This window comes from Nonomuraea sp. NPDC005650 (assembly GCF_040605375.1).
Lineage (GTDB): Bacteria > Actinomycetota > Actinomycetes > Streptosporangiales > Streptosporangiaceae > Nonomuraea.
On sequence record NZ_JBEXCR010000033.1, the window covers coordinates 17,892 to 44,172 of the forward strand.

Annotated in this window: 26 protein-coding genes, 1 tRNA gene and 1 pseudogene; 19 read left to right on the forward strand and 9 right to left on the reverse strand. The window is 69.2% G+C overall.

The window, feature by feature from the left end:
- The first annotated feature begins 532 nt into the window (after window positions 1–532).
- Both ABZS69_RS44080 and ABZS69_RS44085 read left to right on the forward strand, forming a co-directional pair.
- The gene (locus tag ABZS69_RS44080; protein WP_355383456.1) at window positions 533–1,123 is read left to right on the forward strand and encodes an RNA polymerase sigma factor; all 591 of its coding nucleotides are present in this window, start codon (window positions 533–535) and stop codon (window positions 1,121–1,123) included.
- Window positions 1,120–2,079, forward strand: a complete 960-nt coding sequence (locus ABZS69_RS44085) for a CU044_5270 family protein (RefSeq protein WP_355383459.1) — start codon at window positions 1,120–1,122, stop codon at window positions 2,077–2,079. The genes ABZS69_RS44080 and ABZS69_RS44085 overlap by 4 nt, the downstream gene beginning before the upstream one ends.
- A 359-nt stretch (window positions 2,080–2,438) precedes the next feature.
- Here ABZS69_RS44085 and ABZS69_RS44090 read toward each other — a convergent pair whose 3' ends face one another.
- Window positions 2,439–3,566, reverse strand: coding sequence for a hypothetical protein (locus tag ABZS69_RS44090; RefSeq protein ID WP_355383461.1), 1,128 nt, complete (start codon window positions 3,564–3,566; stop codon window positions 2,439–2,441).
- 1,244 nt (window positions 3,567–4,810) lie between these two features.
- Between ABZS69_RS44090 and ABZS69_RS44095 the strand changes: the two genes are divergently transcribed.
- Together ABZS69_RS44095 and ABZS69_RS44100 are read left to right on the forward strand one after the other, a co-directional pair.
- Window positions 4,811–5,842 carry a hypothetical protein gene (locus ABZS69_RS44095; protein ID WP_329581256.1) on the forward strand — a complete coding sequence of 344 codons (1,032 nt, stop codon included), beginning with the start codon at window positions 4,811–4,813 and terminating at the stop codon, window positions 5,840–5,842.
- A gap of 403 nt (window positions 5,843–6,245) precedes the next feature.
- Window positions 6,246–7,469: a site-specific integrase gene (locus ABZS69_RS44100; protein ID WP_355383843.1), complete on the forward strand. Its 1,224-nt coding sequence runs from the start codon at window positions 6,246–6,248 to the stop codon at window positions 7,467–7,469.
- Between the two features lie 207 nt (window positions 7,470–7,676).
- Here ABZS69_RS44100 and ABZS69_RS44105 read toward each other — a convergent pair whose 3' ends face one another.
- The gene (locus ABZS69_RS44105) at window positions 7,677–7,928 is read right to left on the reverse strand and encodes a hypothetical protein (RefSeq protein ID WP_355383465.1); all 252 of its coding nucleotides are present in this window, start codon (window positions 7,926–7,928) and stop codon (window positions 7,677–7,679) included.
- Window positions 7,929–8,150: 222 nt separating this feature from the next.
- A complete protein-coding gene (locus ABZS69_RS44110) occupies window positions 8,151–8,720 on the reverse strand; it encodes a hypothetical protein (RefSeq protein WP_355383467.1) in 570 nt (189 codons plus the stop codon).
- Between the two features lie 142 nt (window positions 8,721–8,862).
- Here ABZS69_RS44110 and ABZS69_RS44115 point away from each other — a divergent pair, with 142 nt between their 5' ends.
- From ABZS69_RS44115 to ABZS69_RS44125, 3 genes and pseudogenes are all read left to right on the forward strand, one after another.
- Window positions 8,863–9,984, forward strand: a complete 1,122-nt coding sequence (locus tag ABZS69_RS44115; RefSeq protein WP_355383470.1) for a histidine kinase — start codon at window positions 8,863–8,865, stop codon at window positions 9,982–9,984.
- Window positions 9,981–10,688, forward strand: coding sequence for a response regulator transcription factor (locus ABZS69_RS44120; RefSeq protein ID WP_355383473.1), 708 nt, complete (start codon window positions 9,981–9,983; stop codon window positions 10,686–10,688). Before ABZS69_RS44115 ends, ABZS69_RS44120 begins: the two co-directional genes overlap by 4 nt.
- Window positions 10,679–10,771, forward strand: a pseudogene (locus tag ABZS69_RS44125) (IS5/IS1182 family transposase); the annotation flags it as partial. The gene ABZS69_RS44120 and the pseudogene ABZS69_RS44125, both read left to right, overlap by 10 nt.
- 168 nt (window positions 10,772–10,939) lie before the next feature.
- On the opposite strand, the gene ABZS69_RS44130 reads toward ABZS69_RS44125, so the two are convergent.
- Window positions 10,940–11,911, reverse strand: a complete 972-nt coding sequence (locus ABZS69_RS44130) for a Gfo/Idh/MocA family oxidoreductase (RefSeq protein WP_355383476.1) — start codon at window positions 11,909–11,911, stop codon at window positions 10,940–10,942.
- Between the two features lie 111 nt (window positions 11,912–12,022).
- On the opposite strand from ABZS69_RS44130, the gene ABZS69_RS44135 reads away from it, so the two are divergent.
- From ABZS69_RS44135 to ABZS69_RS44145, 3 genes are all read left to right on the forward strand, one after another.
- A complete protein-coding gene (locus tag ABZS69_RS44135; protein WP_355383479.1) occupies window positions 12,023–12,265 on the forward strand; it encodes a hypothetical protein in 243 nt (80 codons plus the stop codon).
- Between the two features lie 206 nt (window positions 12,266–12,471).
- Entirely contained in the window at window positions 12,472–12,624 is a 153-nt protein-coding gene (locus ABZS69_RS44140) for a hypothetical protein (protein ID WP_355383482.1), read from the forward strand.
- A 198-nt stretch (window positions 12,625–12,822) separates the two neighbouring features.
- The gene (locus tag ABZS69_RS44145; protein WP_355383485.1) at window positions 12,823–13,404 is read left to right on the forward strand and encodes a hypothetical protein; all 582 of its coding nucleotides are present in this window, start codon (window positions 12,823–12,825) and stop codon (window positions 13,402–13,404) included.
- On the opposite strand, the gene ABZS69_RS44150 is transcribed toward ABZS69_RS44145, so the two are convergent.
- Window positions 13,352–14,269 (reverse strand): LysR family transcriptional regulator, encoded by a 918-nt coding sequence (locus tag ABZS69_RS44150; RefSeq protein ID WP_355383488.1) that lies wholly within the window; start codon window positions 14,267–14,269, stop codon window positions 13,352–13,354. The genes ABZS69_RS44145 and ABZS69_RS44150 overlap by 53 nt on opposite strands.
- A 77-nt stretch (window positions 14,270–14,346) precedes the next feature.
- Between ABZS69_RS44150 and ABZS69_RS44155 the strand changes: the two genes are divergently transcribed.
- The 4 genes from ABZS69_RS44155 (at window position 14,347) to ABZS69_RS44170 (ending at window position 19,369) form a co-directional block, all read left to right on the forward strand.
- Window positions 14,347–15,465 (forward strand): aminotransferase class V-fold PLP-dependent enzyme, encoded by a 1,119-nt coding sequence (locus ABZS69_RS44155; protein ID WP_355383491.1) that lies wholly within the window; start codon window positions 14,347–14,349, stop codon window positions 15,463–15,465.
- Window positions 15,462–17,084: an APC family permease gene (locus ABZS69_RS44160; RefSeq protein WP_355383494.1), complete on the forward strand. Its 1,623-nt coding sequence runs from the start codon at window positions 15,462–15,464 to the stop codon at window positions 17,082–17,084. The genes ABZS69_RS44155 and ABZS69_RS44160 overlap by 4 nt, the downstream gene beginning before the upstream one ends.
- 29 nt (window positions 17,085–17,113) lie before the next feature.
- Entirely contained in the window at window positions 17,114–18,205 is a 1,092-nt protein-coding gene (locus tag ABZS69_RS44165) for a Glu/Leu/Phe/Val dehydrogenase dimerization domain-containing protein (RefSeq protein WP_355383497.1), read from the forward strand.
- A gap of 348 nt (window positions 18,206–18,553) precedes the next feature.
- Window positions 18,554–19,369, forward strand: coding sequence for an IS3 family transposase (locus ABZS69_RS44170; RefSeq protein WP_355383500.1), 816 nt, complete (start codon window positions 18,554–18,556; stop codon window positions 19,367–19,369).
- A 48-nt stretch (window positions 19,370–19,417) separates the two neighbouring features.
- Here ABZS69_RS44170 and ABZS69_RS44175 read toward each other — a convergent pair.
- Window positions 19,418–19,491: transfer RNA gene (locus tag ABZS69_RS44175), tRNA-Ile, on the reverse strand.
- A 239-nt stretch (window positions 19,492–19,730) separates the two neighbouring features.
- Between ABZS69_RS44175 and ABZS69_RS44180 the strand changes: the two genes are divergently transcribed.
- Window positions 19,731–20,261 (forward strand): histidine phosphatase family protein, encoded by a 531-nt coding sequence (locus ABZS69_RS44180; protein WP_355383503.1) that lies wholly within the window; start codon window positions 19,731–19,733, stop codon window positions 20,259–20,261.
- A 36-nt stretch (window positions 20,262–20,297) separates the two neighbouring features.
- On the opposite strand, the gene ABZS69_RS44185 is transcribed toward ABZS69_RS44180, so the two are convergent.
- Window positions 20,298–21,230 carry a LysR family transcriptional regulator gene (locus ABZS69_RS44185; RefSeq protein WP_355383506.1) on the reverse strand — a complete coding sequence of 311 codons (933 nt, stop codon included), beginning with the start codon at window positions 21,228–21,230 and terminating at the stop codon, window positions 20,298–20,300.
- A 95-nt stretch (window positions 21,231–21,325) separates the two neighbouring features.
- On the opposite strand from ABZS69_RS44185, the gene ABZS69_RS44190 reads away from it, so the two are divergent.
- The 4 genes from ABZS69_RS44190 to secY all read left to right on the forward strand — a co-directional run bounded on the left by ABZS69_RS44190 (window position 21,326) and on the right by secY (window position 24,583).
- Entirely contained in the window at window positions 21,326–21,553 is a 228-nt protein-coding gene (locus tag ABZS69_RS44190; RefSeq protein ID WP_355383509.1) for a DUF6158 family protein, read from the forward strand.
- Window positions 21,550–21,786 (forward strand): hypothetical protein, encoded by a 237-nt coding sequence (locus ABZS69_RS44195; RefSeq protein WP_355383512.1) that lies wholly within the window; start codon window positions 21,550–21,552, stop codon window positions 21,784–21,786. Before ABZS69_RS44190 ends, ABZS69_RS44195 begins: the two co-directional genes overlap by 4 nt.
- Window positions 21,787–22,424: 638 nt before the next feature.
- Complete coding sequence (locus ABZS69_RS44200) at window positions 22,425–23,207, forward strand: putative hydro-lyase (protein WP_355383515.1); 783 nt, start codon at window positions 22,425–22,427, stop codon at window positions 23,205–23,207.
- A gap of 83 nt (window positions 23,208–23,290) precedes the next feature.
- Window positions 23,291–24,583, forward strand: a complete 1,293-nt coding sequence (gene secY, locus ABZS69_RS44205; protein ID WP_355383518.1) for a preprotein translocase subunit SecY — start codon at window positions 23,291–23,293, stop codon at window positions 24,581–24,583.
- 1 nt (window position 24,584) lies between these two features.
- On the opposite strand, the gene ABZS69_RS44210 is transcribed toward secY, so the two are convergent.
- Together ABZS69_RS44210 and ABZS69_RS44215 are read right to left on the reverse strand one after the other, a co-directional pair.
- The gene (locus tag ABZS69_RS44210) at window positions 24,585–25,229 is read right to left on the reverse strand and encodes a response regulator transcription factor (protein ID WP_355383846.1); all 645 of its coding nucleotides are present in this window, start codon (window positions 25,227–25,229) and stop codon (window positions 24,585–24,587) included.
- Between the two features lie 86 nt (window positions 25,230–25,315).
- Window positions 25,316–26,260 carry a histidine kinase gene (locus tag ABZS69_RS44215; RefSeq protein WP_355383849.1) on the reverse strand — a complete coding sequence of 315 codons (945 nt, stop codon included), beginning with the start codon at window positions 26,258–26,260 and terminating at the stop codon, window positions 25,316–25,318.
- Window positions 26,261–26,281: the final 21 nt, after the last annotated feature.

The window sequence follows — 26,281 nt, forward strand, 5'->3', positions numbered from 1 at the left end:
CGTGCAGGTCTCGCCGGGCCCGCTCCTCTTCCTAGTCCTCCTCCTGGGTGTGCAGCCCCAGACCACCAGGAGAGGGGAACGCGTGCGGCCGCCTGACCTACCTGACCGTCACGAACCGTGCGCTCCATTCGCGTGCTCATCCTGCGCCTGGTTCGCGAGAACCTGGCATGGGGATATCGGCGGGTCCACATGGGCCCGACTTCGTGCGCTCACCAGCTGAGGCGCTGCCGGCCTGCGATTCCGTCGACACCGTCACCTTGGACGGGCGGCGACAGTACATCCTGTCCGTCATCGCGCACGCCGACAGCCGCATTCGCGTGCCGGGCGCTACCGCTCACCCCAACGCCGCCTGGGGCGGCAACGACGGCTCCCACCGACAGGGCGGCCATGAGCGCATTGCGTAAGGTCATCGTGAGCCTCTCGGGCGCGGGAAGATCGTCTGGCCCGCTGTTGCCCGCAGGCCCCGGACGGGTTCACGCACCGGGCTCACGGCCGTCGAGAACTCGATCCGGCCCATCGGGAAACAGCAGGCATGACACGAACCCCACCGGAGGAGCTGGTCGAGGCGGACGACGCCGAGCTCATCCGCCGGTCAATCGACGACCCGGAGCAGTTCGCCGGCGTGTTCGACCGCTATGTCGAGCAGATCCACCGCTATGTCGCGCGGAGGCTGGGCGTGCAGGCCGCCGACGACATCGCGGCGGAGACGTTCCTGACCGCCTTCCGCTGCCGCGCCTCCTACGATCACGCGCAGTCGCTGGCCAGGCCGTGGCTGTACGGCATCGCGACCAACCTCATCGCCAGGCAGCGGCGCGATGAGGAGCGGTTCCTGCGGGCGCTGGCGCGTACCGGTGCGGAGCCGCCGCCTGAGTCGATGGCCGACGCGGTGATCGGGCGCGTGGCCGCGCAGGCCGAGGACCGTCGGCTGGCAGGGGCGCTGACGGGCCTGGCCAGCGGTGATCGCGACGTGCTGCTGCTGGTGGCGTTGGCAGAACTGGCCTACGACGAGGTGGCGCAGGCGCTCGAAATCCCGATCGGGACCGTGCGCTCGCGCCTGCACCGGGCCCGCAAACAGGCGCGGGCCGCCCTCGGCACCGGCTATCACACGAGAGAGGACGCATGATGGACGAGTTCGGACGGTTCCTCGAGGCCACCCCGGCGATCACCGGCGAGGCGAAGGCGGCGGCGCGCACCCGGTTGCTGCAGGCCACCCGTGAGCCGGCCCCCATGTCGCCGATGCCCCCGCCGAGGCGGCGCGGGCCGCGCCTGGCCTGGCGTCTGGCGCTGGCCGCGTCGCTCGCGCTGGCCGTCGGGGCGGGCGTCCTCGCGGTACGCGGCGATGAACAACCTGCCACCACCCCGGTCGCCGGCGTTCAGGAGCTCGGCAACAAGGCGGCCAGGAGCGCCGAGACCGACCCGTACGAGATCACGCCGTCGCCGGGCCGCTGGCTGTACGTGAAGCAGACGATCGCCCCGCTCCGCAAGGAGCCGGAGCCCGAGGTGGATCGCGGCAAGCGCATGACCCTTGAGACGTGGCACAGCTTGGACGGCAAGCAACTGGCGTTGGACGACGGACGGGGCAAGCTCGTCACGGAGGAGTACGGCCCCGGCGTCACGGGCGCGGACCTGGCCAGGGCGCCGGTCACCCCCGAGGAAATGATCGCCAGGATCGGGGCGAGCGTCGATGCGACTCCCGTGACGGAGTTCGACGACGCCGACGCGACCAGACAGGAGCGGATCTTCCGGACGATCTCCCAGTTGCTGGGCGAGCAGCCGTTGGTCGCCGACGTGCGGGCCGCGTTGTTCCGGGCGCTGCCCATGATCCAGGGGGTTTCGGTCAAGCAGGACGCGATCGACGCGGCAGGCCGCCATGGGGTCGCGTTCGACTACACGGGAGCCTGGGAGCGCTTCGAGATCATTGTGAGCGCGCAGGACTACCGGTTCTTGGGGACGTATGGCGAGACCGTCGCCGATCGCACGTTCCCAATCAGCAAGATGACGGTCAGAGCAGGCACGCCGACGGTGTGGACCGCGAACATGGAGAGCCAGGTTGTCGATCGGCCGGGGGACCGGCCGTAGCGCGTGTTCGGCCACGCCTGTGAGGACACGGAGAACGCCGCTTCGCCGTCTGATCGCACAACCTCGCAGAGTCGGGAAGCGATCTTTCCACTTCCTCATTAGCCCCAGCTCAAGTGCACTCGTGAACGCCCCCTCATGCGAAGCCATCGGCTGGAGCGACGACAAGCCCGCGCCACGGGAATGAGGTACGCGGTGGCCCCATCCGAAGTGGGCCAAGCCGACCAATCCTCGCGTACCCACATTCCTGTCGGCGCGTTACCTGCTGTAGTTCTTCCCGGGGACTTACCGCTTGACCTGCAACTCAGTGCTGGCATCCAGTTTCACCGGCGCCCTATCCGGGTCGGCGTGCTCCCTGTCTGCTACAGCAGTCGTTCGCTTCGAGCGGCTGCTTCTTCTCGGGTCGCGGCGAGGAATGCTTGGCGGAGTTGTTGTTGCCGTGCATTGTCGATGCTTGCGGGGGTGGGGCGTTGGGGGTCGGCGTGGTGCAGGTAGAGCTGCCAGCAGGTGTGGATGCCGTGGAGCAGGTTGTCGAGGAGGTCGGGAGCGGGCCGGGCGGGGTCGAGGGAGGTGAGGGGCAGGTAGAGGGTGTCGGGGCTGAGATCGAGTCCGGGGTGGTCGGTGTGCGCCTTGCTGATGAGTTCGTGGGCGGCGGTGATGCGGTGTTGGACTTCGAGGATGCCGCGCAGGTGGCCGTCGGCGATGTGGAGGGCGTTGCGGATGAGGGGCATGACCACGTGCCGGGTTCGGGCGCCGGCGTTCATGGCTTGGGTGATGTCGGTGAGGCTTTCGATGGCGAGAGGTTTGTCGTATTGCTCGGCGCTGGCGACCACCTGGATCGGGTGCATGCCGGTGTGCTGGGCGGTGATGGTGAGGGCGGCGTAGAACCAGTGGGCGGCGGCGATGGCGGCTGCGGTGGGGTCGACCTGCGTGAACAGGTCCTGGCTGCCGAAGCAGTTGTCGCGCAGCAGGCGGTCGGCTTGGGAGATCTGCAGGGGTGAGGCGTCTTCGCGGCTGAGGGCGACGGCTTGCTGGGCGCGGTTGGACAGGTCGCCGCGTTCGGCCTGTTCGATGGCGGCCAGTTCGGCGGCGACATCGGTGCTGACGTGCGTGGTGAGCTGGGAGGCGCCGAGTGCGCGCAGGGTGCGGGCGAGGGCGTGTGCGGCTTGCTCGACCTTGGTGGCGATCGGCTGGTCGATGGGCCGGGTGGTGGCGCTCAGGGTGGGGAGGATGGTGGTGAAGGCGTCGCGTTCCTGTTGCCGTTGCCAGCCGAGGCTATGGGGGCTGTGCCGGTCGGCGGCGGTGGCGGGGTGGGTGTAGGAGCGCCAGCAGAGGTGGGACAGGCGGGTCAGCTCCGCGGCGAGCCGGCGGGTGTTGTGGTGGAGCTGGTCGTGGGTCAGCCGGGCCACGACGGTGGCGGTGTCGCCGATGCCGGTGCTCCACTGCGCGAGAAGCGTGTTGTGGGCACGGTCGATGGCATACCGAGTCACGAGACCTCTTCAAAGGAAAGCGGGGGGACCAGGGAGTGAGGGCTCTGCTCAGGGCAGTTTCTGGTCATGCCCAGGATGCTGGATCGGTCGCGCGCGTGAAGCCTTTTTGACGTTGTTGCGCGTGCCTGATCAGCGCTTTTGCTCGCAGACGCGGCATAATTCCTTCTCCTGTGCCGGTTGTGACACGGCGTGGCACGGCACCGTCGGTTCCTGGGCGGGGTGATGGCATGCCGCTGCGCGAGGACGCGTGCACCCCCGCTTCAGATGCCGTCGCGGGGCGCTGGACCGGCAGGGCGACCTGATACGGCGGACGGCTCCGTGGCATGGGTCGTGCCGTCGGATCGTCGGCACGTCACGAAAGTGTTGGCGTCGCGTACCGAGCTCAAGGTGGTGCAGCGCACGCTGAGGCATGCCGGCATCGTGCTGACCGCCGACACCTACGTGTCGGTGCTGCCGCACCTGTATCACGACAGTGCCCGGATGCCCGCGCGGCTGGTGCTGAAGGCGGTGCGGGCGACCTCCCGGAAGGTCGGCAAGATACGGGCGGGGCGTCACTCACCTATGGCTCACCGTGACTCACGATCAGATGACGCGACTACGGATCCGCGTGAAGCCGCAGGTCGGCGTGGTAGGGCGGGTGGGACTTGAACCCACGACCCACGGATTATGAGAATCCTCGGTTGATGTCGCTCAGTGTCACGGAGTGCTGTTTTGTATTGCCGTGGCTGGGATTATCCCCGTCGTAGTGTCGGTCTGTGTTGACGCGTGCCGTGCTGTATCGCGTACACGCGAGCAACCACCGAGCAACCATGCGTTCTTGACCATCGGCACTACCAGCCATTTGTTCCCCCTCTCGGCGCGGCTGTCTGGGGCCGGGCTTGCGTGGTGAGCTCGAATTTCACGGCGGATCGAACGTGCGCGAGCAACCACCGAGCAGCCATCGCCTGGTCATTTGCGTCCGCAGGCAGGATGGCTCGCAGCAGCCCTCGGACGCGATGCATGGTCTGCTTGGCGTGCATGGACGTGATTTTCGGCAGGCGCAGTGCCGGGGCCGCGCTGGCCGTTCATCGCCGCGGCGAACAGCTCTGTCTCGCCGCTGGTTCATCACCTTGACACAGGGGTGAACGCGCCGGTGACCACACGCAAGGTAACTCTATGTTCGGTTTTGAAGACGTTTCCGGTCCTGGCCGATATGGTGGCGCGTTGACGATCGGCCAAGTCCGTAAGCCTTCCGGAGCTTCTACATGCGTACCGCAGCGGCAATTCTGTCCTTCATACTCGCCATCACCATCCTGCCCGCACAACCCGCCACGGCCGCGGTTTCCGCCGCGTCGTTGCCGGGCGGCAAGACCACCTTCGTCATCTCACAGGGGCACCTGAAGGCCGCCTCCCAGCAGAACTGGCTACGCCTGGGCAACTACCGCTTCGCCGCGAACGGCACGGTGAGCGCCTCCATGTACCTGTGGTGGCAGCGTCATCCCCAGGCAAGGCAGCGCACCGGCACCGTCCCCGACTCGAGCTGCAGCACCAAGGCGGGTGGCAAGCAGTCGCGGCCTCGCACCTGCGAGGTGCTGACCGCCGGGGGCTTCACCGGGGCCCCCGACGAGAGCCGCACCGGGACGTACACCATGTCAGGGGACGTGCTCACCATCCGGTGGAAGATCGCCCAGACGTGGACGGAGCAGTGGTACGTGCGGACCTCGCCTGACGGCAAGCTGGCCCGCCTGGACCTCAAGCAGAGCACCTTGGCCACGAACGGGTACGGCTACGGCAGCAACGCCGCGATCAGCACGCGCCGCGCGATGAGCTCGGTGAAGGCGTTCCCCGGCTCGCTCAGGCAGGACCTGAGGAGCTGGGCGAGCGGTAAGCTCGTCACCTCCGACAACCAGCCGTTCGGCCTGTCCTCCTTCCGCGCCTGCTCCGCCACCACCTCGTGCCTGACCTACCTGCAGCCCTCCTCGAACAGCGCCTGCAAGAAGGAGGGCGGCTGCCCCAAGTACGGTGGCGGAACGAGCGCCAACATCACCTCCATCCAGTACTACCTGACGATGATCTCCAAGTCCGACCGCCGCGACACGCTGTGGCACTGGTGCACCTGCCTGGCGATGGAGCGGGACGAGTTCTGCTACACCGGCAACTCCCATGTCAAACCGCTCATGCAGATCATCGACGACACCGGAGCCTTCCGCGGCTGGGTCGGTGCTGAGGCATCCTTCTCGACCGGCTCCCGAGCGACGGACATGCTGGCGGTCCTGCGCATCTCCGACTTCCGCTGACCGGCCTTGTCCCCGGGTACCAGGGCGATGCCACGTGAAGCGTCCTGGTACACCTTGTAAGTGCAGTTGGGGATGATCTCGGAGGACCTTGTCGCCGGCAGCGCCGCGGTGTTCGTCAGCCGAGGATCACGATTGGCCCTCCGTGTGTTCGAGTTGAGTGCAATGGGCACGGTGCGCACAGTTGCCGCAGCGTCTCGCGGTCCTCAGTAGAAACACGGCGGTCGCCCGGCGACGCACACGCCAGACATCGGCTACGAAACCCCGTCCTCAAGCGGACATGGCCACACGTGCAGGCTCTCCCGAGCCTGCACGTGTGATGCATTGCGTGGTTTACAAGCGGTGCGGGTGCAGCGACGAGGTCAGCGGCAGGCGGTTAGGTGGTCGCTGTGGCCGTTTGGCCGAGGTGGGGCATGGGAGCTGGTATTTCGCGGTCCAGGTTTTGGGGGCGTCGGGTCGGCGGGAGCGGGTTCGGCGCGGTGGCTTCGCAAGCGCGGAGGCGGCGCGGTGTGCGGGCGGTGAACTGCTGCTGGCGGAGAAAGAGGGGCCGCTCTCTGCTGGGTGCACGGTGGGGCAGTGGTTGCGGTACTGGTTGTCGGTGGTGGAGTCGCGGTTGCGGCCGACCACGCACCGGGCCTATCGGGATCACGTACGGTTGCATCTGATCCCGTACCTGGGCCGGGTCAAGCTGGCGGAGTTGTCGCGGCGGGACGTGACGCGGATGTTCGTGGCCCTGGGACGGCGGCGGAATCGGTACGGCCAGCCGATCAGCGCATCCACCTTGGAGCGGATCCGGGCGACGCTGCGGGCGGCGCTGAACCACGCGGTGCGTGAGGACCTGATCGCCGTCAATCCGGCGCAGGGCGTTCGGTTGCCGTCGCCGGTGCGCGGGCATCCCGTGGTGTGGACGGCTCGTCGGGAGGCGGCCTGGCGGCGCGGGGGAGAGCGTCCGCCGGTGGTGGTGTGGACGGTCGAGCAGTTGGCTGCCTTTCTGCGCTTCGCGCGGGAGGACTCGCTGTTCGTGCTGTGGTGGCTGGTGGCCTTGCGTGGGTTGCGACGCGGGGAGGTGGCCGGGCTGCGCTGGGTGGATGTCGATCTGGAGCAGCGCGAGCTCACCATCGGCCATCAGATGGTGCAGACCGACGACGGGCTGGTCTTGTGCGAGCCGAAGAGCGCGGCCAGCCGGCGAACGTTGGCACTCGATCCGGAGACCGTGCGGCTCCTGCGCCGGCACGAGCGTGCGCAGCGCCGGCTGCCGGGGGAGCGGTGGTCACCGACCAGCCCGATCTTTACCCTGGGGAGCGGAGCGCCGGTGCAGCCGAGCTATCTCACGCACCGCTTCCACAAGCTGGTGACCGCGAGCGGGCTGCCGCCGGTGCGGCTACACGATCTGCGGCACGGAGCTGCGACGTTGGCGCTGGCGTCGGGCACGGAGTTGAAGGTGGTGCAGGGCACGCTGGGGCATGCGCGCATCGTGCTGACCGCCGGCACCTACATCTCGGTGTTGCCGCAGCTGTATCACGACAGTGCCCGCGCGACCGCGCGGTTGGTGCTGAGGGCGGTCCGGGCGACCAACCGGGAGATCGGCAAGGCCCGGGAGGCGACGTGCCTCACATGTGGCTCACCGTGACTCACGATCAGATGACGCGACTACAGGCTCGTGTAAAGCCGCAGGTCGGCGTGGTAGGGAGGGTGGGACTTGAACCCACGACCCACGGATTATGAGCGCGAGCAACCACCGAGCAACCACGCGTTCTTGACCACCGGCACTATGTGCCATTTGTTTCCCATCGCGGCGCGGCGGTGTGGGGCCAGACTTGCGTGGCGAGCTCGAACTTTACGGCGGATCGAACGCGTACGAGCAACCACCGAGCAGCCATCGCTTCGTCATTTGTGTCCACAGGCAGGATGGCTCACAGCAAATGTCGGATGCGATGCATAGCCTGCTTGAGGTGCATGGATGTGATTTTCGGCAGGCGCAGTCCTCCACGCCGAGCGGGTTCGGGCCCAGTCGCAGGTAGCGGGCGTTCAGATCGGCGGGCAGGCGTCCGGTCACGGGCAGGTCGTAGGCGGTGATCTCCTCCTTCACGGGGGCGAAGGGTCCGTGCAGGTAAGGCGGCTGTGATCGACAGCGCAAACGGTGCAATTCGCTCTCGCTATCGGCCCGCCGATGTGCCGGACGCGTGCCGAAGAGCATGTGACGAGCATGAACGCGGCCATCTTCGCTTCGCGGGGAGACGGCCGAGAACCGAGAAATCGGAAGGGGTGTGGAGTGGTAGGGTGCCCGGGGCTCGAACCCGGAACCCACGGATTAAAAGCGAGCGGGTCCGGGCCGCCAGCCCAGCGGCGCCAACCCCACGAGGTTGAGCACCGCGCTGAGGAGCAGCAGGTCCCGGTTGACGGCCACGACGGCGACGCCGACCACGACCAGCGCCGGGCTCCACCAGCCGACCCGTCCGGCGGCGGCCTGCATGGTGACGAGCACGGCGAGGCCGATGTAGAAGAACGTGGGCACGACGGTGTAGATCACGGGCTCCACGCCCGGGACGGCCTGGATCCGGTCGAACAGCACGCCCATCCCGGCGCGGTCGGCCGCGGCGAACCCGACGACGACGTCGATGACGAACTGGGCGGCGCCGGCGGCCACGCCCACCAGCGCGAACGCGGCGATCGCGCCCCCGGCCCGCCGGTTCGGCGCCCGGCGGGCGAGCTCGAGGACGAGCGGCACGAACAGCGCGAGGGCGGCGAGGAAGGCGAGATGGCCCGCCGTCCACGCCAGGCCCGGTCCGTGTGTGCCGTCCAGCCGATCGAGCAGGCTGATGACGGCGTAGACCAGGACGAGAGCAGGAGCCAGGGCGAAGGATTTGGCAGTGAGGTTCATACCCACCACCGTCGGGCTTCGGCCCCGTGTTGTGATCACCGTGCGCGGGGATTCATCGCCTCGCCCCCGCGGACTAGAGCGGCGCCGGCAACTCCCCCGCGCCGGTGATGTGCTCCGGCGCCCGCTGTGGTTACGTGTCCTTATGGCGCTCCTGGACAGACTCCGTGCGCTGCCGCCTCCCCTGGTCGATCTCGGCTTGACCGTCGCCGTGCTCGCCGCGCAGCTCGCGCCGTTCACATCCGCCGACCGTGCGTGGCCGGCCGCGCTCCTGCTGCCCGTGCTGGCGGCCTCGCTGCCCATCCTCCTGAGGTGCCGATTCCCCGTGACGGTGATGCTGGCCATCCTGGTCGCGATCCCGTTCTACGACATCATCGGGGACGGCCCCAACCAGCCGATCTGGTACGGCTGGATGGTCGCGGTCTACACGGTCGCCTACCGGTCCCCGGCCCTTCTGCGGCTGGCCACGGTCGCGGTCACGGCGGTGGGGATGCTGCTCGCCGCCGGTTCGGTGGACACCTACGTGCGCGGGATGGCGACGTGGGTGGCTGCCTACGCCCTGGGCCGGGTGGCCGTTCTGACCAGGCAGCAGTCGCTGGCGCTGCAGGAGCGGGCGATGCGGCTGGAACGGGAGCGGGAGCTGGCCGCCGAGCGGGCGGCCCAGCACGAGCGCGCGCGGATCGCCAGAGACATGCACGACATCCTCGCCCACGCGGTCAGCCTGATGGTGGTGCAGGCGGAGTCGGGGCCGCTAGCCGTCCGTACCCGGCCAGAGCGCGCGGAGGCGGCGTTCGACGCGATCGCCGCCAGCGGCCGGGACGCGATGGGGCAGCTGCGCCGGATGCTCGGGCTGCTCAAGGGCACGGAGGGCGAGCTCCGGCCGCAGCCCACGCTGGACCGCATCCCCGAGCTGGTCGACCGGGTCTCCCAGGCGACGCTCGTCGAAACGGGGACGCGGCTGGAGCTGTCGCACGACGTGGAGGTCGCCGCCTACCGCATCGTCCAGGAGTCGCTCACCAACGTCGTCAAGCACTCCGGAGCCCGCTCGGCCGAGGTCCATCTGGCGTGGGAGGGGGACGCGCTGCGGGTCACCGTGACGGACGACGGCTGCGGCCCGCTCGTCGGCGACGGCGGCCAGGGCCTCATCGGCATCAGGGAACGGGCCGCGGCGTGCGGCGGCCACGCCTATTTCGGCCCCGCCCCCTCGGGCCGGGGCTTCCAGGTCACGGTACGGCTCCCGCGAGGGCTCGCGGAGGTGTCCGGATGACGATCAGCGTGGTGGTGGCCGACGACCAGGAGCTCGTGCGCAGCGGGTTCGCGCTGATCCTTGACACGCAGGCCGACATCACCGTGGTGGCCGAGGCGGGTGACGGCTTCGCGGCGATCAAGGCCGTGCGCGCGCACCGGCCCCAGGTACTCCTCCTCGACATCCGGATGCCGGGGATGGACGGGATCGAGGCGGCGCGGGTGGTGTGCGGCCAGACCGACACGCGCGTCCTCATGCTGACCACGTTCGACCAGGACGACTACGTCTATGACGCCCTCTGCGCCGGAGCGAGCGGCTTCCTGCTCAAGGACGTGCGGAGGGACGACCTGGTGCGGGCCGTTCAGGTGGTGGCGGCCGGGGACTCGCTGCTCGCGCCGTCCGTGACCCGCCGGCTGATCGACGACATGGTGTCCCGGCGGCCCCGGCAGGCGCCCGCCGGGCTCGATCTCCTCACCGGCCGCGAGCGCGAGACGCTCACGCTGCTCGGGCGCGGCCTGTCGAACGCGGAGATCGCCGCGGCGTTCGTCGTCAGCGAGCACACGGTGAAGACACACGTCAGCAACCTGTTCGCCAAACTGGGGCTCAGGGACCGGGTGCAGGCCGTCATCGCGGCCTACGAGTCGGGCCTGATCCGGCCGGGCGGCCGACCGGCCCGTCGCCCGTTGAAGACGAACTGTGGAGGAAGCGCCTCGTGCACGGGATGAACATCCAGGTCATCACCACACCGGACGGGACGATCCTCTGGACCTCCGAAGTGCTGCCGGGCAAGCCACATGCCTTGAGTGCGAAGAGACCTCCGCCCGCATCACCGCCGAAGCCGGTGAGAGACCTGCACCGCTGGGCCGTCGCAGCGGCCTGGTAGAAGCTGGGGGCGGTCTGAACCGGGGGACGCCGGCCCGTACACCTTCGTGCGACTGGACGCGCTGACGCAGAAGGCGTGATCGTAGAGGGTCGGTCAGGTCCCGCGGGGCGACAATCCGGCCGCGCGGTAGATGGCGTCGATGACCGACATGTTCGCGACGGAGTCGGCGGGCGGGGTGAGGTTGCCCATACCGGTGCGCACGGCCGACTCGAAGACACGCAACTGGCAAGTGTAGGTGGTCTCGCCGGGGACCTTCTCGCGCCGGCTCACGCCGTCCACCGTGTACGCCAGCCGGTGGAAGAACTGCGGGGCGACGAAGTTGTTCACCCGCATCTCGCCGCGCGTGCCGCGCACCCTTACGCCGATCTTGAGCAGCATCCCCGACCACATCGACGAGTGCACCCGCCCGGAGGCCCCCGAGGGGAAGCGCAGGGCGGCGCTCATGGCGCGGTCGACGCCCGGCGAGCGCTCCAGCGTCCGCGCCTCGACGACCGCCGGCTCGCCACCGCCCAGCAGCCTGGCCACATGCACGGCGTACGACCCGGCGTCCATCATCGACCCGCCCGCCAGCTCCAGCGAGTAGCGGATGTCGGAGAAGCGCGGCAGCGGGAAGCACATCCACGCCTCGACCAGGCGCAGCTCGCCCAGCTCCGCCACGATCTCCCGCATGCGCTCGGCCAGCGGATGGTAGCGGTAGTGGAACGCCTCCATCACTACCGTGCCGCTCTTCTCCGCGGCCTCGGCCACTTCGCGCGCCTCGGCCTCGTTCGAGGTGAACGGCTTCTCGCACAGCACGTGCTTGCCCGCCTCCAGCGCCCGGATCGTCCAGGAGGCGTGCAGGGCGTTGGGCAGCGGGTTGTAGATCGCGTCGAGCGCCGGATCGGCGATCAGTTCGTCGTACGAGGCGTGGATCCTGGGGATGCCGTGCTTGGCGGCGAACGCCTCGGCCCTCGACCGGTCACGGGCGGCAACGGCGGCGACCTCGACCCCCGGCACGAGGCGGCCGGGATTGACCAGGGCGGCTGGCGCGATCCGCGCGGCCCCCAGAACTCCGATGCGCAGCATAGGCCGATCGTAAGTCCTCATCCACGATCGTGATCGTGCTGCCGGAAGCCGCGCAAACGTCGGACGTGTCTGCTTGGACCGGCCGTGTCATGCTGAAGGTCGCATCGCAGCATGCCTGAGACCGCCCGCCTGGCCGGGCAAGAAACGAGATCAGCAGTGAAATCATGGATTCCCCTCGTCACCGGCGTCCTCCTGGCCGCGGTCGGCATTCTGTGGACGCTTCAAGGGCTGGGCGTCGTCGGCGGCAGCGTGATGAGCGGCAATACCACCTGGGCCATCATCGGCCCCATCGTCCTCGTCGTCGGGCTGGTCCTCGCGGTGATCGGACTACGCCGGCTACGAGCCCGGCCCTAGACAGACGGGGGAGGCCGATCCCTCGCCTTCGATCTTGTCGATGGCGTTCCTGGCTCGGCGATGGCCGCCACCTTCTTCGAACAGCGGCGCCGCCGCAGCAGCAGCTCGCGGTCGCCCGGCAGTTCCGTGGGGGAAGCGGAGCAGGACCTCACCGAGTCGGCGGCGGCGTGCTTGGCGATGTCCTCCGCGGCTGCGACCATCGCGGGGTGTTGTTGTCGCTGGTCTACCGGTTGGTTCGGTGCTTGTTCAGCGTCGTGGCGGTGCTGGCCCGCTCCGATCTGTCCAATGAAGCTGGGCTGCTGGTGCTGCGTCACGAGAACCAGGTGCTCCGCCGTCAGCTCGGTGGCCGACCGCGGTGAGGTCACGCCGACCGGCTCTGGCTTGCGGCATTGTCGCGGCTGATCCACCGCCGCCGCTGGGTGGAAGTGCTCCCGGTCACCCCGGCGACGATCCTTCGTCGGCATCGTATCCTCGTGGCGCGTAAGTGGACCGTCACAGACAGACGGCGCCCAGGACGTCCCCGCACCCGCCGGCCGGTCAGGGCACTGATCGTGCGGATGGCGCGGGAGAACCCGATCTGGGGGCACCGGAGAATCCACGGCGAGTCGGCCCGCCTGGGTTACCCGATCGTGGCCTCCACGGTGTGGGAAATCCTGCACGCGGCCGGTATCGCTCTGGCGCCCCGCCGGGCTGGACCGACCTGGCGGCAGTTCCTGGCCGCTCAAGCCCACGCGATCATCGCGTGTGACTTCCTGGTGGTCGAGACGGTGTTGCTCAAACAGCTGTATGTGCTGGTCTTCATCGCGCATGGCACCCGGCGACTGCACCTGGCCGGAGTGACCGCGCACCCGACCGGCCCGTGGACGGTGCAGCCGGCTCGCAACCTGGCGATGGACCTGGGTGACCGTATCGCCCGGCTGCGGTTCGTGCCCGCGATGAAGATCTCCCGCCGAGCCCCTCTGGCCGAGGACGAGCGCCTGGCCGCTCTCCGGTTTCTGCTGCTCGATACCGACGTTCCCATGCTTCTGCGGCTCGCCGGCATCATCGTGCTCTTCTACGCACAACCCCTCGCCCGGGTTGTCCAGCTCACCGTCGATGATCTGCTCCGCCGTCACGGGCCAGCAGGGCGAGCCGCATAGCTTTGACCGCTCCGCTCTGAAAGCCCTGACGCCGCTCGACCAGCACCACGGGAATCGATGAGGAGGCGGCGGCGACGTCCAGGGCGCGTAGCCGGCCCGCGTTCAGTTCCCGCTCGACGGCGCTGCGCGGCACCATGGCTAGCCCGAACCCCGCTTCCACCAGGCTGATCTGAGCGGTCAGGCTGTCGATCGGCACGATCTCGGTCGTGTCGGCCGCTTCCTGTCCCAGCAGTGCGCGAAGGGCGTTGGCATAGGGTTCGCGCGTCTCACCGGTGCGTGGCGGAAAGGTGATCCAGGGATGTGCCGCCAGTTCGCCGCGGGTCAGGTGCCGTGAGGCGGCCAGTGGGTGCTCGGGTGCGGCGATGGGCACCAATTCCTCGTCGTAGGTCCGCGTGGAGAGTAGGTCGGGATGGCTGTCGTCGTCGTACCGCAGCCCCAGTGCGACCTCGCCGCGGCGGACCAGGTCGCTGACGCCGTCGCTGGTCGCTGTGCGGATCCGTAGCCGCACGCCCGGATGTGCGCGCCGGTAATCGCGCAGGCGTCCGGTCAGGCCCGTTCCGGCTAGCGTGCCGACGAAGGCGAGCGCCAGCTCTCCGGTGTGTCCGTGGTGCAGATCGCGGACCGCGTCGAGGCTGTCGCGCATCACGGTGACGAGCATCTCGGCGTACGGCAGGAACGCCCGTCCGCCTTCGCTGAGCATCACGCCCCGGCCGACCCGCTCGAAGAGCGGGGCGCCCAGCTCCTGTTCGAGCAGGCGGATCCGGCGGCTGATCGCGGGCTGAGAGATGTGCAGCGCCTCGGAGGCCCGGGTGAATCCGCCCTGCCGGGCGATGGCCAGGAAGGCCGCGATCTGATCCACTTCCATACACATCAATTTAGCTGATGATATGCCTTAAATAGATGCATTAGACACATGTTGCCTGCTCTTCCTATGTTGACCGTGTGCCGGAGACATTCAGCATCCGCGATCTGTTCCTCCTGGATCCCGCGATCACCCATCTGAACCACGGAGCCTTCGGCGCCTGCCCTCGGCCGGTTTTCGAGGTCTATCAGGCTTGGCAACGCGAACTCGAACGCTCGCCCAGCGCGATGTTCGACACACGGCTGGCCGACAACCTCGCCCACGTCCGTACCCTGCTCGGCGCCTACCTCGTTGCCCAGGCCGACGATCTCGCCCTGGTGCTCAACGCCACCGTGGCGATGAGCACGGTGCTGAGATCCCTGCGCCTGTCACCCGGCGACGACATCCTCACGACCGAACACGAGTACGGAGCCGTAGACAAGGCCCTGGACTTCATCGCCGCACGAACTGGCGCGCGGATCGTGCGGGCCCCGGGCACCTGCGCGTCCGAGATCTGGTCTCACGCCTCCGAACGCACCAAGGCCCTCGTCGTGAGTCACATCAGCTCGCCTACGGCGCTGCTGATGCCGGTCGAGGAGCTGTGCCGTCTGGCCCGCCAGGCCGGCGTCCTGTCCGTCGTCGACGGCGCCCACGCGCCCGGCCATCTCGCTCTCGACCTGGACGCTGTCGGCGCCGACGTCTACATCGGCAACTGCCACAAGTGGCTGTGCGCCCCCAAGGCCGCGGCCTTTATGCAGGTGCGTCGCGAGATCCAGCCCGCCCTGGAGCCGCTCGCCCCGGGCTGGGGGACCGGCGAGGGCGATCCGCCCTACGAGCCGAGCCAGGACTGGCGCAGCGCCCGCGACCCGTCCGCGTACCTCTCCATCCCCGCCGCCATCTCGTTCGTAAGCGTCCACGCCCGCAACCCCGAATGCCGGGACCTGCTGCTCACCGCCCGCGGCCTCATGGCCGAGGCCGGGTTCGAGCCGTTCGCCGAGCCGCAACCCCTCCAGATGGCGTATTTCCGCGTGCCCGCATGCGACGCGGCGGCCACCACGGCCCGGTTGCGCGCCGAATTCGCCATCGACGCACCTGTCCGCATGTGGAAGAAGCAGCCGTTGATCCGGGTGTCAGTCGCGCCCTACAACGACCTGCACGACATCGAGCGCCTTGTCCGAGCCCTGACCACGATCTTCGCACCCCCCGGGAAAGCACGATGAAACTACGCCGCGACGTCCGGCTCGTCGGACTCCTGTTCACCTCAGTCGGTGCCATCATTGGCTCAGGATGGCTCTTCGGCGCCCAGAGCGCCGCCAACACCGCCGGTCCCGCCTCCATCCTGTCCTGGATCATCGGCGGTTTCATGATCATGACCATCGCGCTGGTCTACGCGGAACTGGGCACCATGTTGCCCCTTTCCGGAGGAGTGACCCGCTTCCCGCACTACGCGTTCGGATCCTTCGCCAGCTACGGCTTCGGCTGGATTCTCTGGATCACGTGTGGATCGGCGGCCGCCATTGAAGTTGAAGCGGCCATTCAGTACAGCTCCGTGCACTTCACCTTCCTCATGCACGAGGTGGACGGTGTGGCGGTCCTCACCTTCCCCACCGGGTTCGCGGTCGCCGTCGTGCTCATGGCCCTGCTCACCGTCGTCAACCTCTACGGCGTCAAATGGTTCGCCCGCGCCAACAACCTGCTCGTCTGGTGGAAGATCGCCGTCATCGTCGCCGTTATCGTGGCGTTCGCCTTCACCGCCTTCCACAGCGCCAACTTCACCCTGCCGGCGGCCGGGGGCTTCGCGCCTTTCGGGATCGAGGGCATTCTGTCCGCCATCGCCACCTCGGGCGTCGTCTTCTCCTATCTCGGCTTCAGGCAGGGCATCGAACTCGCCGGGGAGACCGACAACCCCCGCCGCAACGTCCCCATCGCCGTCATCGGATCGGTGCTCCTGACCGGAGCCCTGTACATCCTGCTGCAGATCGTCTTCATCGGCGCTCTGTCACCGGATTCCCTCGCAGGCGGCTGGGGAGACATCGCGCTCGCCTCCGGCTCCGCCACCGGCATCTTCGGCCCGCTGGCCGCCCTGGCCACCATCCTCGGGCTCAACTGGCTCGCCGTGGTCCTCTACGTAGACGCCGTCGTCTCACCCGCCGACAGCGGCCTGATCTACACGGTCAGCACGTCTCGCGTCATGTACGCAATGGGGCGCAACAAGAACGCGCCTTCCGGGCTTGCCCGTCTCGACAAGCGCGGCACCCCATACATCAGCCTCATCCTGACCTTCCTCGTCGGCGTCGTCTTCTTCCTGCCGTTTCCCGGCTGGCAGTCGCTCGTCGGGTTCGTCACAGCCGCGACGGTCCTGTCGCTGGGCTCCGGCGCACTGGCCCTGGCCGCCCTGCGGCGCTCCCTGCCCGAGCACCCCCGGCCTTTCAAGCTCCCGGGCATGGACGTCATCCCCTTCCTCGCCTTCTTCTCCTCGAACCTGATCATTTTCTGGACTGGCTGGGAGACGTACTGGAAGCTCTGCGTCGCGGTCCTCCTCGGCTATGTCGTCTTCTTCGCCACCCAGCCCTTCATCAAGGATGGTCCCGCCATGGAACTGCGCGCGTCGTCGTGGTTCCTCCCCTGGCTCGGCGGCCTGGCCCTGATCAGCTTCATGGAAGAGAGCCTCGGCTTCGCGTGGGGATCCGTGGCCATCGGGGTCTGGAGTCTGGTCATCTACGGATGGGCCGTCCGGACCAGACTCTCCGACGTCAAGGTGTCCGAACTGCTCGACTCAGGATTCGTCGGAGAGGAGGAGACCATGCAGCCCGTGCCCGCCGCGACCACCCAGCACTGACACACCGCCTCCAAAGGGAGATCATCGACATGAATCTGTTCGACCGCATCGAACAGTACGCCACCGAGCAGGTCGTCATCGGCGCCGACCCCGCCAGCGGGCTCCGCTCGATCATCGTCATCGACGACTCCACCCTCGGCCCCGCCCTGGGCGGAGTACGTATGTGGCCGTATGCCGACGAAGATCAGGCCGTCGCCGACGGCCTGCGCCTGGCGCAGGCCATGACGCTCAAGGCCGCGGCCGCCGGGCTCAACCTCGGCGGCGGCGCAAGCCTCATCATCGCGGACCCCGCGCACGACAAGAGCGAGGCCCTGCTGCGCGCCCATGGCCGGTACATCGCCACGCTCGGCGGACGGTTCATCCCGGTCAACGACGTAGGCACCACCCAGGCCGATATCGAGGTCATCGGCTGTGAGACCGCTCCCGTCTGCGACAGGGGCGACCCGTCCCCATACACCGCGCTGGGGGTGCTCGAATCCATCCGCGCCGGGCTGCGGGCCACGCATGGCTCCGGCGACCTGGCCGGCGTGAAGGTCGCGATCCAGGGGACGGGAAACGTCGGCTCCCACCTGGTCCGCCTGCTGCGCGCCGAGTCGGCCGAGACGATCGTCGCGGACCTGGTCGCCGAGCGGGCGCACGAGGTCGCCGACCGGTACGGCGCGAAGGTGGTGCCCGCGGGAGAGATCCTCTCCTCCGACTGCGACGTGCTGGCGCCGTGCGCGCTGGGAGAGGTGGTGACGGAAAAGATGCTCCCGCGGCTGCGGTGCCGAGTTATCGCCGGGGGCGCCAACAACGTCCTCGCCGCTCCCGCCCTGGCCGGCGCCCTGGCCCGTGACGGCATCCGGTACGTCCCGGACTTCCTCGCCAGCGCCGGTGGGCTGATCTACCTGGAGGAACAGCTCCTCGGTCACGATGACCAGCGGGCGATGGCCAGGGTCCGGCGCGTGGGGAACACTGTCGCGGAGGTCTTCGAACGGGCCGGGCGCGAGGAGATCACAACGGTCGAGGCGGCCATGGCCCTGGCACTGGCCCGGCTCGCGGCCCGCCGCAGCCACCCGCCCTACCTCGGCTGCGGCCTACGCGGAATGGGTAGAAGTCTGAAGGAAAGCATCCGCATGTGAGCGCTGGTGTGGAGCCTCGTTCGACTGATTGCCGCCGCTGGCCTGGCCACGAATGACCCCTATGAGGGGAGCGGACCACCCGCAGGTCGTGGGCGTGCGCCGGTTGCAACACATGAATGGGAGCCGTTGTCGGGCTTTCAACCTTGGGACCGTGGCTGATGTGTCGCCGCCTGTCGGGGACGGGCAGCCGGAGGGATCTGGCTCTGACTGATCGAAGGAGGCGTTGATGGACGAGCCGAACGAGGCCGGACCGATGGTCCGGCGGCTGGTGGGCATCGATCTGGGCATCGCATCAGAGCACACCGTGCGGATCTTGGACGGGTCCGGGCGGCAGGTGACCGCGGCGCGATGCGTGCCCACCAGGGGCTCGGCAGCGCCACCGAAGCCGAAGACGTGGTGCAGGACGCGTGGTTGCGCTGGCACGCCGATCTGATACGGCGGCGCTGGACCTTCAAGCGCCGCAGCCAGGGGCGACCTCCCACCCGCGCCTCCATCCGGGCCTTGATACTTCGTCTGGCCCGGGAGAATCCGCTGTGGGGTTACCGGCGGATCGCTGGGGAACTCGCCGCTCTGGGCTACCGGGTCGGGGCCTCCACCGTGTGGCTCATCCTGAAGAAGGCTGGCATCAACCCCGCGCCACGACGCGCGGGACCAACCTGGAGTGAGTTCCTGCGTGCTCAAGCTGAGGGGATCTTGGCATGCGACTACTTCCACTGCGACACCGTGCTGTTCAAACGCCTGTATTGCCTGGTCGTCATGGCGATCAGCACTCGCCGGGTGCATGTGCTCGGCGTCACCGAGCATCCGACCGGGCCGTGGGTTGCGCAGCAGGCCAGGAACCTGATGATCGAGTTGGGGGACAGAGCGGAGGGGTTCAGATTCCTCATCCGCGATCGAGATACGAAGTTCTCCACGGCGTTCGACGACGTCTTCACGGCCGCAGGCATCCGCATCCTCAAGACGCCACCTCGCGCTCCGCGAGCCAACGCGCTTGCCGAACGCTGGATCGGCGGCCTGCGCCGAGAACTCCTCGATCGAATTCTCATTGTCAACGCCCGCCACCTACGACGCGTGCTGGCCGCCTACGAGACCCACTTCCGCGATACACGGTCCGTACACAAGAGCAACCACCGAGCAACCAACCATGATCAACAACGAGCTTAGAGGTCGACGGGAACCGAGAAACCCCAGGTCGGACGCGATGTTGGAGAGTAGGGCGGGTGGGACTTGAACCCACGACCCACGGATTATGAGTCCGATGCTCTGACCGGCTGAGCTACCGCCCCTGGATGAAGTTGTGTGGCGTGCGGCAGGACGTCGGGAGACCATGCTGAGCCCCTGCGCATGCTAAGGCTAGAGCATCGGCTCCGGTCGTGGTGTCCGGCCGAACGGGAGACGGGTCTCCGCGGATATCATTCCATGCCCGGCAGTGTTGTTGGAGCCTGACTCGATCATATTCGGGGTCTTCGCTCCAAGCTGAGTCTCGCCGAGTCTCGGGGGGTGCCTGGGGCGGTAGCGTCTGGGCGTGGCCGTGAAGCTGGTTTACGAGACTCACTCCATCACCGTCGACAACGAGACGGGCATCGCCACCGGGTGGTTGCCTGGTGAGTTGTCTGAGCGTGGGCGGGTTCTGGCGGCGGAGCTGGGGGTGCGGCGGGAGGCGGTGGATGTCGTTTACGCCTCCGATCTGCGGCGGGCCGTGCAGACGGCGGAGATCGCCTTTGCGGGGGACGGCAAGGAGATCAGGCTCGATCGCCGGCTCAGGGAGTGTGACTACGGGATCTACAACGGGCGGCCGGTCAGTGAGGTGGCGGCGCTGCGGAGCAGGTACATCGACACGCCGTGGCCGGGTGGGCAGAGCTATCGGCAGGTGGTGGCGGAGATGGCGGGGTTCCTGCGGGACGTGATGAAGGAGTGGCAGGGGCGGGTGGTGCTCCTGGTGTCGCACTCCGCCAATCGGTGGGCGCTGCAGAATCTGCTGTACGGGACCCCGCTGGAGGAGTTGGTCGACGCGCCGTTCGAGTGGCGGCCCGGGTGGGAGTACAGCCTGGCGTGACACGTGACGGCGAACCGGGCGAGGTGTCCAGGCGGCTCATGGGGCGGTGCCGTAGCCGGGGTTCCGTACCAGCCAGTCGTGGTAGACGGGGCTGCGGCGGACCGCGTCCGTGTGGGCCTGCTTGGCCTGTGACACCACCCAGTCGGCCTCGGACGCGGTGGGGTGGTGGCCGAGAAGTTGGCGCCATCGCAGCGGGGCGCCGGCCAGCGGCACCATGGACAGGCCCTGGGCGGGCTGGTGGGTGGCCTGGCAGAGCACGACCGCGCGGCCGACCTGGGCGAGATGGGCGCAGGTCGACACGTCGGTCTCGTAGATCGTGCCCGGCGTGAACCCGGCCCGTGCGCACGCCGTGGCGAAGCAGTCGGCGAAGCAGCCGTCGCCGGGGGTCACCGCCCACTGTTCGCCGGCGAGGTCGGCGAGCTCCACCTCCTTCTCCTTGGCGGCCGGGTGGTCCTCGCCGACCAGGCAGAACACGGGGTCGAGGCTGATCGTCTCCCAGACGAGCGCGCCGGTGGGGGTGCCGGAGTCGCCGCAGGCGCCGGTCAGCACGTAGTCGAGGCGGCCGAGCTCGACCATGCTGGTCAGCTCGTGGGCCGACCAGGAGGTGTACGTGCTGACCGCGCGTTCCGCGGCGAGCCGGTGGACCAGGCCACCCAGTACGGGGCCGTTGGTGGCGCCGATGCGGAATCCGGGGGAGGGGGCGGCGGCGAACCGTACGGCTTCCTCCTGCAGTTCCTGTGCCGCAGGAAGCAGCACCCGTGCCCTGGAGAGCACGAGCTCGCCCAGCCTGGTGGGTCTCGCGCCATGCCGGTCGCGCTCGAACAGCGTGCCGCCGAGCACCCGCTCGATGCGCTTGAGCTGGGCGGTCAGGGCCGGCTGCGCCAGCCCGAGCTGGGATGCGGCCTTGCTCACACTTCCCGCGTCCGCGACCGCACGGACGATCCTGAGGTGCCTGAGCTCGAGGTCCATAAGGGGACCGTAAGGCGACGATCTCTTACAAACAATGCCCATATGTCAGGAAATGTGACAGATATTGTCGGAGGACTCTGGGGTAGGGGGAGTCCATGACGACGATGGGAATAGATCCGGTGCAGCTCAGCGACGAGGATCTGCTCCGCGAGCTGCGGCAACTGCACACCACCCGGAGCGACACCTTCTTCCACGGGTCGGATGACGCCCTGGCGGTGCACACGTCCCGCATGAACGAACTGGAGAGTGAATACCTCCGCCGCTACCCGGACCGCGAGGTCGACCCGAACCGGCTGAGGGAGGGGGCGAGACAGCGATCATGATCGAGGTCCACGATGTTCAGGCTCTGTCGGACGTCGACGTCTACGTCTACGAGGCGGTGGCGTCCCTGGCGGTGGAGCACGGCCTGGCGGAGCCGGCCGCGGTGGTCCGGACGTCCGGGCTCACCGAGGAGCAGGCGCGGGCGTGCCTCGCGCACCTGATCGAGCACGGGTATGTGGTGCCCAGGCAGGGTGGGTACGTGCTCGGGCCCCACACGTTCGAGGTCGAGTACTGAGTGAGCAAGTGCTGAGGGTGGCGTCGGTCAGAGGCGTCTGACCTGGGCCCTCGCCACGAACCCGCCGCTACCGAGATGGGCGCCGGTCAGAGGCGTCTGACTTGGGCCCATGCCACGAACGCGCCGCCGAAGACGGCCATGGTCGGGCCGGTCCACAGGTTGACCGCGCTCTCGAGCGCCCCGGCGACGACGAGGATCACGCCGTACACCAGGGACAAATGAGGGCGCCCGTGCCGAGCAGCATCGGCGAGCGGTACCAGCGCGCGTCGTCCGCCAGGTCGGCGCCGCCGAGACCGGCAGCGGCCGGCCCAGCAGCGCCCCCATGACCTGGGCCGGCGCGTAGAGGTTCACGCCCGCGATGAGGATCTGCGCGACCGTGAGCGTGGTCGCGTTCAGCAGCTGCGTGGCGCCGTACCGCACGCCGTTGGCCGCCATGCCGAAGGTCTCGAGCGCGCCCAGGTTGGCCGAGACGGACGCGAGCCCGGTGATCCACGCGGGCAGGCCGCGCCCGGCCAGGAAGAAGGCGAGATCCGATGGCGAGCACGGTGACGAAGTAGATGGCGATGAGGACGTAGTCGAGGAGGTTCACGTCGAGACGCCCCGCGAACGCCCGACGCCGCGCGGCGTACTGTCGGGGTGTGGACGTCGCCGACCTCAGCCCGGCGCAGGCGCGGGAGCGTTTCCGCGCGGGTGAGCGCGTGCCCACGGCGGGGTGGTGCCGGGGGTGGACGCAGGCCAACCTGATCGCCGTGCCGCGGCGGCTGCGGTACGAGCTGCTGCTGTTCGCCCACCTGAACCCGCAGGCGTGCCCCGTGCTGGACGTGGGGGAGCCGGGCGACTGGTCCACGCCGCTGTTCCCCGGCGACCTGCGTACCGACCTGCCCGGATACCGGCTCTACCGCGACGGCGAGCCGGTCGCGGACCTCGGTGACGTGGTGGAGCGCTGGCGGGACGATCTGGTGCCGTTCCTCATCGGGTGCAGCTTCACCTTCGAGCGCGCGCTGCTGGCGGCCGGGGTGCCGGTGCGGCACCTGGAGCTGGGGACGAACGTGCCGATGTACGTCACGGACGTCGCCTGCGCGGCCGCCGGGAGCCTGTCGGGGCCGCTGGTGGTCTCGATGCGGCCGGTGCCGGACGGGCTGGTGAAGACCGCGGTGGCGGTGAGCGGGCAGTATCCGCTGGTGCACGGGGCCCCGGTGCACGTCGGCGACCCCGCGGCGATCGGGATCCGCGACCTGGGCCGGCCGGACTTCGGCGATCCGGTCGAGGTGCGGGAGGGGGAGGTGCCGCTGTTCTGGGCGTGCGGGGTGACGCCGCAGGCGGCGGTCATGGCCAGCGGCGTCGAGTACGCGATCGGCCACCTGCCGGGGCACATGGCGATCCTCGACGCCCGCGACGACGACTACCACGTAGCTTCCTGACGGCGGCGTACGCGGATCTGCGTACGCGGGTGCCTCGTCTCGGCGGACGACCACGGGCGCCGCCCAGGTCAGACTCCTTGACCATGCTGACCGTCTTGACCAGGGCGTTCCGGGTGCCGGAGCTGCGAAAGAAACTGCTGTTCACGCTGGGACTGATCGCGCTGTTCCGCCTCGGGCAACTCCTGCCCTCCCCGGGGGTGGACGTGGTGGCCGTGCGGGAGTGCGTGGGGTCGGCCAGGGGCGGCATGTTCGACATGCTGCAGATGCTCAGCGGGGGCGCGATGCTGCAGCTGTCGGTGTTCGCGCTGGGCGTCATGCCGTACATCACGGCCAGCATCATCATGCAGCTCTTCGCCGTGCTGGTGCCCCGGCTGGAGGCCCTGCGGAAGGAGGGACAGCGGGGCCAGGCGAAGATCACCCAGTACACGCGCTACCTGACCGTCGGGCTCGCCGTGCTGAACGCCGGCACGATCGTCGCGCTCGCCCGCTCCCGTCAACTGCTGCCTGGGTGTGCGAAGCCGCTGCTGCGCGACGAGGGGCTGCTGCCCGTGGTCGTGATCGTGCTGACCATGGTGGCCGGGGCCTGCGTGGTCATGTGGCTCGGCGAGCTGATCACGGACCGGGGCATCGGGAACGGCATGTCCATCCTGATGTTCACGCAGGTCGTGGCCGTTTTCCCGGGGTACATGGCGAAGATCTTCGTGCTGAGCCCGGTGAGCTTCGTGGTGATGACGGCGGCCGGGTTGTGCCTGGTGGCGGCCGTGGTGTTCGTGGAGCAGGCGCAGCGGCGGATCCCGGTGCAGTACGCGAAGCGGATGGTGGGGCGGCGCATGTACGGGGGCGGCAACTCGTACATCCCGCTGAAGGTGAACCAGGCGGGGATCGTGCCGGTGATCTTCACCTCCTCGCTGCTGTACGTGCCGACGCTGGCGGCGCCGCTGCTGGGGGACTCGGCGCGGACGTGGGTGGAGCTCAACCTGACCTCGGGGACGCATCCCCTCTACATGAGCGTGTACGTGCTGCTCATCGTCGCCTTCGCGTACTTCTACGTCTCGATCACCTTCAACCCCGTGGAAGTGGCGGACAACATGCGACGCTACGGGGGATTCGTTCCCGGGATCCGGCCGGGCGGGCCCACGGCGCGCTATCTGGCGTACGTGCTCTCCCGGCTGACCGCGCCCGGGGCGCTCTACCTGGGGGTGCTGGCGCTGCTGCCGCTGGTGGCGTTCGCGATCCTCCGGGATCCGGGCACGCAGCAGAACTTCCCGTTCGGGGGGACGAGCGTGCTGATCATGGTCGGCGTCGGGCTGGACACGGTGAAGCAGATCGAGTCCCAGCTCCAGCAGCGCAACTACGAGGGCTTCCTGCGGCGGTGAGTCACACGCCGAGCCCGGCTCGCATGGCGAAGACCACGAGCTGGGCCCGGTCCCTGGCGCGCAGCTTGACCATGGCGCGGCTGACGTGGGTGCGGACGGTGTCGGGGCTGATCACCAGCTCCTTGGCGATCTCCTCGTTGGACCTGCCGGTGGCCACCCACGCCACCAGCTCCCGTTCCCGGGGCGTGAGCGTCTCCAGCCCTTCGACCGGCTCGGTGCCGTGCCGCCCGAACCGCCCGATGACCTTCTTGGTGATCGCCGGCGACAGCAGCGCCTCCCCGGCGGCCACCACGCGCACGGCGTTGACCAGCTCCTCTGGGGCGCTGTCCTTGAGCAGGAAGCCGCTGGCCCCGGCCTGGAGGGCGGCGAAGACGTACTCGTCGACGGCGAAGGTCGTCACCACGACGATCCTGGTGGCGCGCAGCCCGGGGTCGTCGGCGATGGCCCGCAGCACGGCCAGCCCGTCCATGCCGGGCATGCGGATGTCGAGCAGCAGGACGTCGGGGCGGGCGCGGCGGATCAGCGCCAGCGCGGCGGCCCCGTCGGCGGCCTCGCCCACGCACTCCATGCCGGGCGCGCGCTCCAGCAGGGCCCGCAGCCCCATCCGCACCACCGCCTGATCGTCGGCGACGGCCACCCTGATCACGCCGTCCGGCGAGGCCACGTCGTGCGGCGAGGTTGCGCCGTCCGGAGAGAGCGCGTTGCCCGGGGCGGTCGTGCCGTCCGGGGTGGTCACGCCGAGGCCCGGGGGAACCGGGCGATCACCTGGAAGCCGCCGCCCTCGCGCGGCCCGGCGGCGAAGTGGCCGCCCGCCTCGGTGACCCTGGCGCGCATCCCGGCCAGCCCGCGGCCCTCGCCCGCGCTCGTACGGCCCGTGCCCCGGTCGGCCACCTCCAGCACGAACTCGCCCGGACCCCCGCCCACCCGCACGAGCGCCCTGGTGGGCCCCGCGTGCCGCAGGACGTTGGTCAGCGACTCGCGCACCACCCCGTAGACCGCGGCCCGGAGCCGGCTGGGCACGGCGAAGTCCGCCGGCTCGACATCCACCGGCACGCCCGCCGCCCGGACGCCGTCGATGAGCCCGGCGAGCCCGGCGGGGTCCGCGCCCGGCGGGTCGATGCCGTCGAGCGCCGCCCGCAGCTGCGCGAGCGCCGTCGCGCTGGTCTCCCTGATGGCTCGCAGCGAGGCGCGCGCCTGCTCGGGGTCGTCGTCGAGGGTGACGAGCGCGATCCCGGCCTGCATGGCGATGGCGGCCAGCCCGTGCCCGGCCGCGTCGTGCACCGCTCCGGCGATCCTGGCCCGCTCCGCCGCCACCAGGTCCGCCGCCATCAGGCCCGATACCAGGGAGTCCGGCGTCACCAGGCCCGGCGCGGCGTCCGTGGTGGAACGCACCGTCGTGAGCCGGTGGGGCTGGGCCGCCGGGATGCCCCACGCGGCCTGCGGCGCCGGCTCGGCGCGTACGGACTCGGCGGCGAACGGCGGCGGCTCGGCCTCCGCGGCGGCGGCAGCGGCCGCGGCGCGGGCCTGGGCCAGGCCGCTGAACGACCACGGGACGGCCAGCCAGCCCGCCCACGCCAGCATGACGACGACGGGGATGTCGCCGAGCCGGACCAGGCGTGACAGGGCGGCGAGCGACCGGCGCCGGCGGCTGGCCCTGTGCTTCTGCTCCGTCACCATCCCCACCCGGCCAAGGCTCGT

Bases quoted from the DNA above. Each gene is read 5' to 3' on its own strand.
- ABZS69_RS44170 (WP_355383500.1), top strand. From the start codon at position 18,554: ATGCGTGCCCACCAGGGGCTCGGCAGCGCCACCGAAGCCGAAGACGTG.
- ABZS69_RS44195 (WP_355383512.1), top strand. From the start codon at position 21,550: ATGATCGAGGTCCACGATGTTCAGGCTCTGTCGGACGTCGACGTCTAC.
- ABZS69_RS44150 (WP_355383488.1), bottom strand. From the start codon at position 14,269: ATGGAAGTGGATCAGATCGCGGCCTTCCTGGCCATCGCCCGGCAGGGC.
- ABZS69_RS44130 (WP_355383476.1), bottom strand. From the start codon at position 11,911: ATGCTGCGCATCGGAGTTCTGGGGGCCGCGCGGATCGCGCCAGCCGCC.
- ABZS69_RS44160 (WP_355383494.1), top strand. From the start codon at position 15,462: ATGAAACTACGCCGCGACGTCCGGCTCGTCGGACTCCTGTTCACCTCA.
- ABZS69_RS44085 (WP_355383459.1), top strand. From the start codon at position 1,120: ATGATGGACGAGTTCGGACGGTTCCTCGAGGCCACCCCGGCGATCACC.
- ABZS69_RS44115 (WP_355383470.1), top strand. From the start codon at position 8,863: ATGGCGCTCCTGGACAGACTCCGTGCGCTGCCGCCTCCCCTGGTCGAT.
- ABZS69_RS44135 (WP_355383479.1), top strand. From the start codon at position 12,023: ATGCCTGAGACCGCCCGCCTGGCCGGGCAAGAAACGAGATCAGCAGTG.
- ABZS69_RS44215 (WP_355383849.1), bottom strand. From the start codon at position 26,260: ATGGTGACGGAGCAGAAGCACAGGGCCAGCCGCCGGCGCCGGTCGCTC.
- ABZS69_RS44080 (WP_355383456.1), top strand. From the start codon at position 533: ATGACACGAACCCCACCGGAGGAGCTGGTCGAGGCGGACGACGCCGAG.
- secY (WP_355383518.1), top strand. From the start codon at position 23,291: ATGCTGACCGTCTTGACCAGGGCGTTCCGGGTGCCGGAGCTGCGAAAG.
- ABZS69_RS44095 (WP_329581256.1), top strand. From the start codon at position 4,811: ATGCGTACCGCAGCGGCAATTCTGTCCTTCATACTCGCCATCACCATC.
- ABZS69_RS44145 (WP_355383485.1), top strand. From the start codon at position 12,823: ATGGCGCGGGAGAACCCGATCTGGGGGCACCGGAGAATCCACGGCGAG.
- ABZS69_RS44165 (WP_355383497.1), top strand. From the start codon at position 17,114: ATGAATCTGTTCGACCGCATCGAACAGTACGCCACCGAGCAGGTCGTC.
- ABZS69_RS44110 (WP_355383467.1), bottom strand. From the start codon at position 8,720: ATGAACCTCACTGCCAAATCCTTCGCCCTGGCTCCTGCTCTCGTCCTG.
- ABZS69_RS44185 (WP_355383506.1), bottom strand. From the start codon at position 21,230: ATGGACCTCGAGCTCAGGCACCTCAGGATCGTCCGTGCGGTCGCGGAC.
- ABZS69_RS44120 (WP_355383473.1), top strand. From the start codon at position 9,981: ATGACGATCAGCGTGGTGGTGGCCGACGACCAGGAGCTCGTGCGCAGC.
- ABZS69_RS44190 (WP_355383509.1), top strand. From the start codon at position 21,326: ATGACGACGATGGGAATAGATCCGGTGCAGCTCAGCGACGAGGATCTG.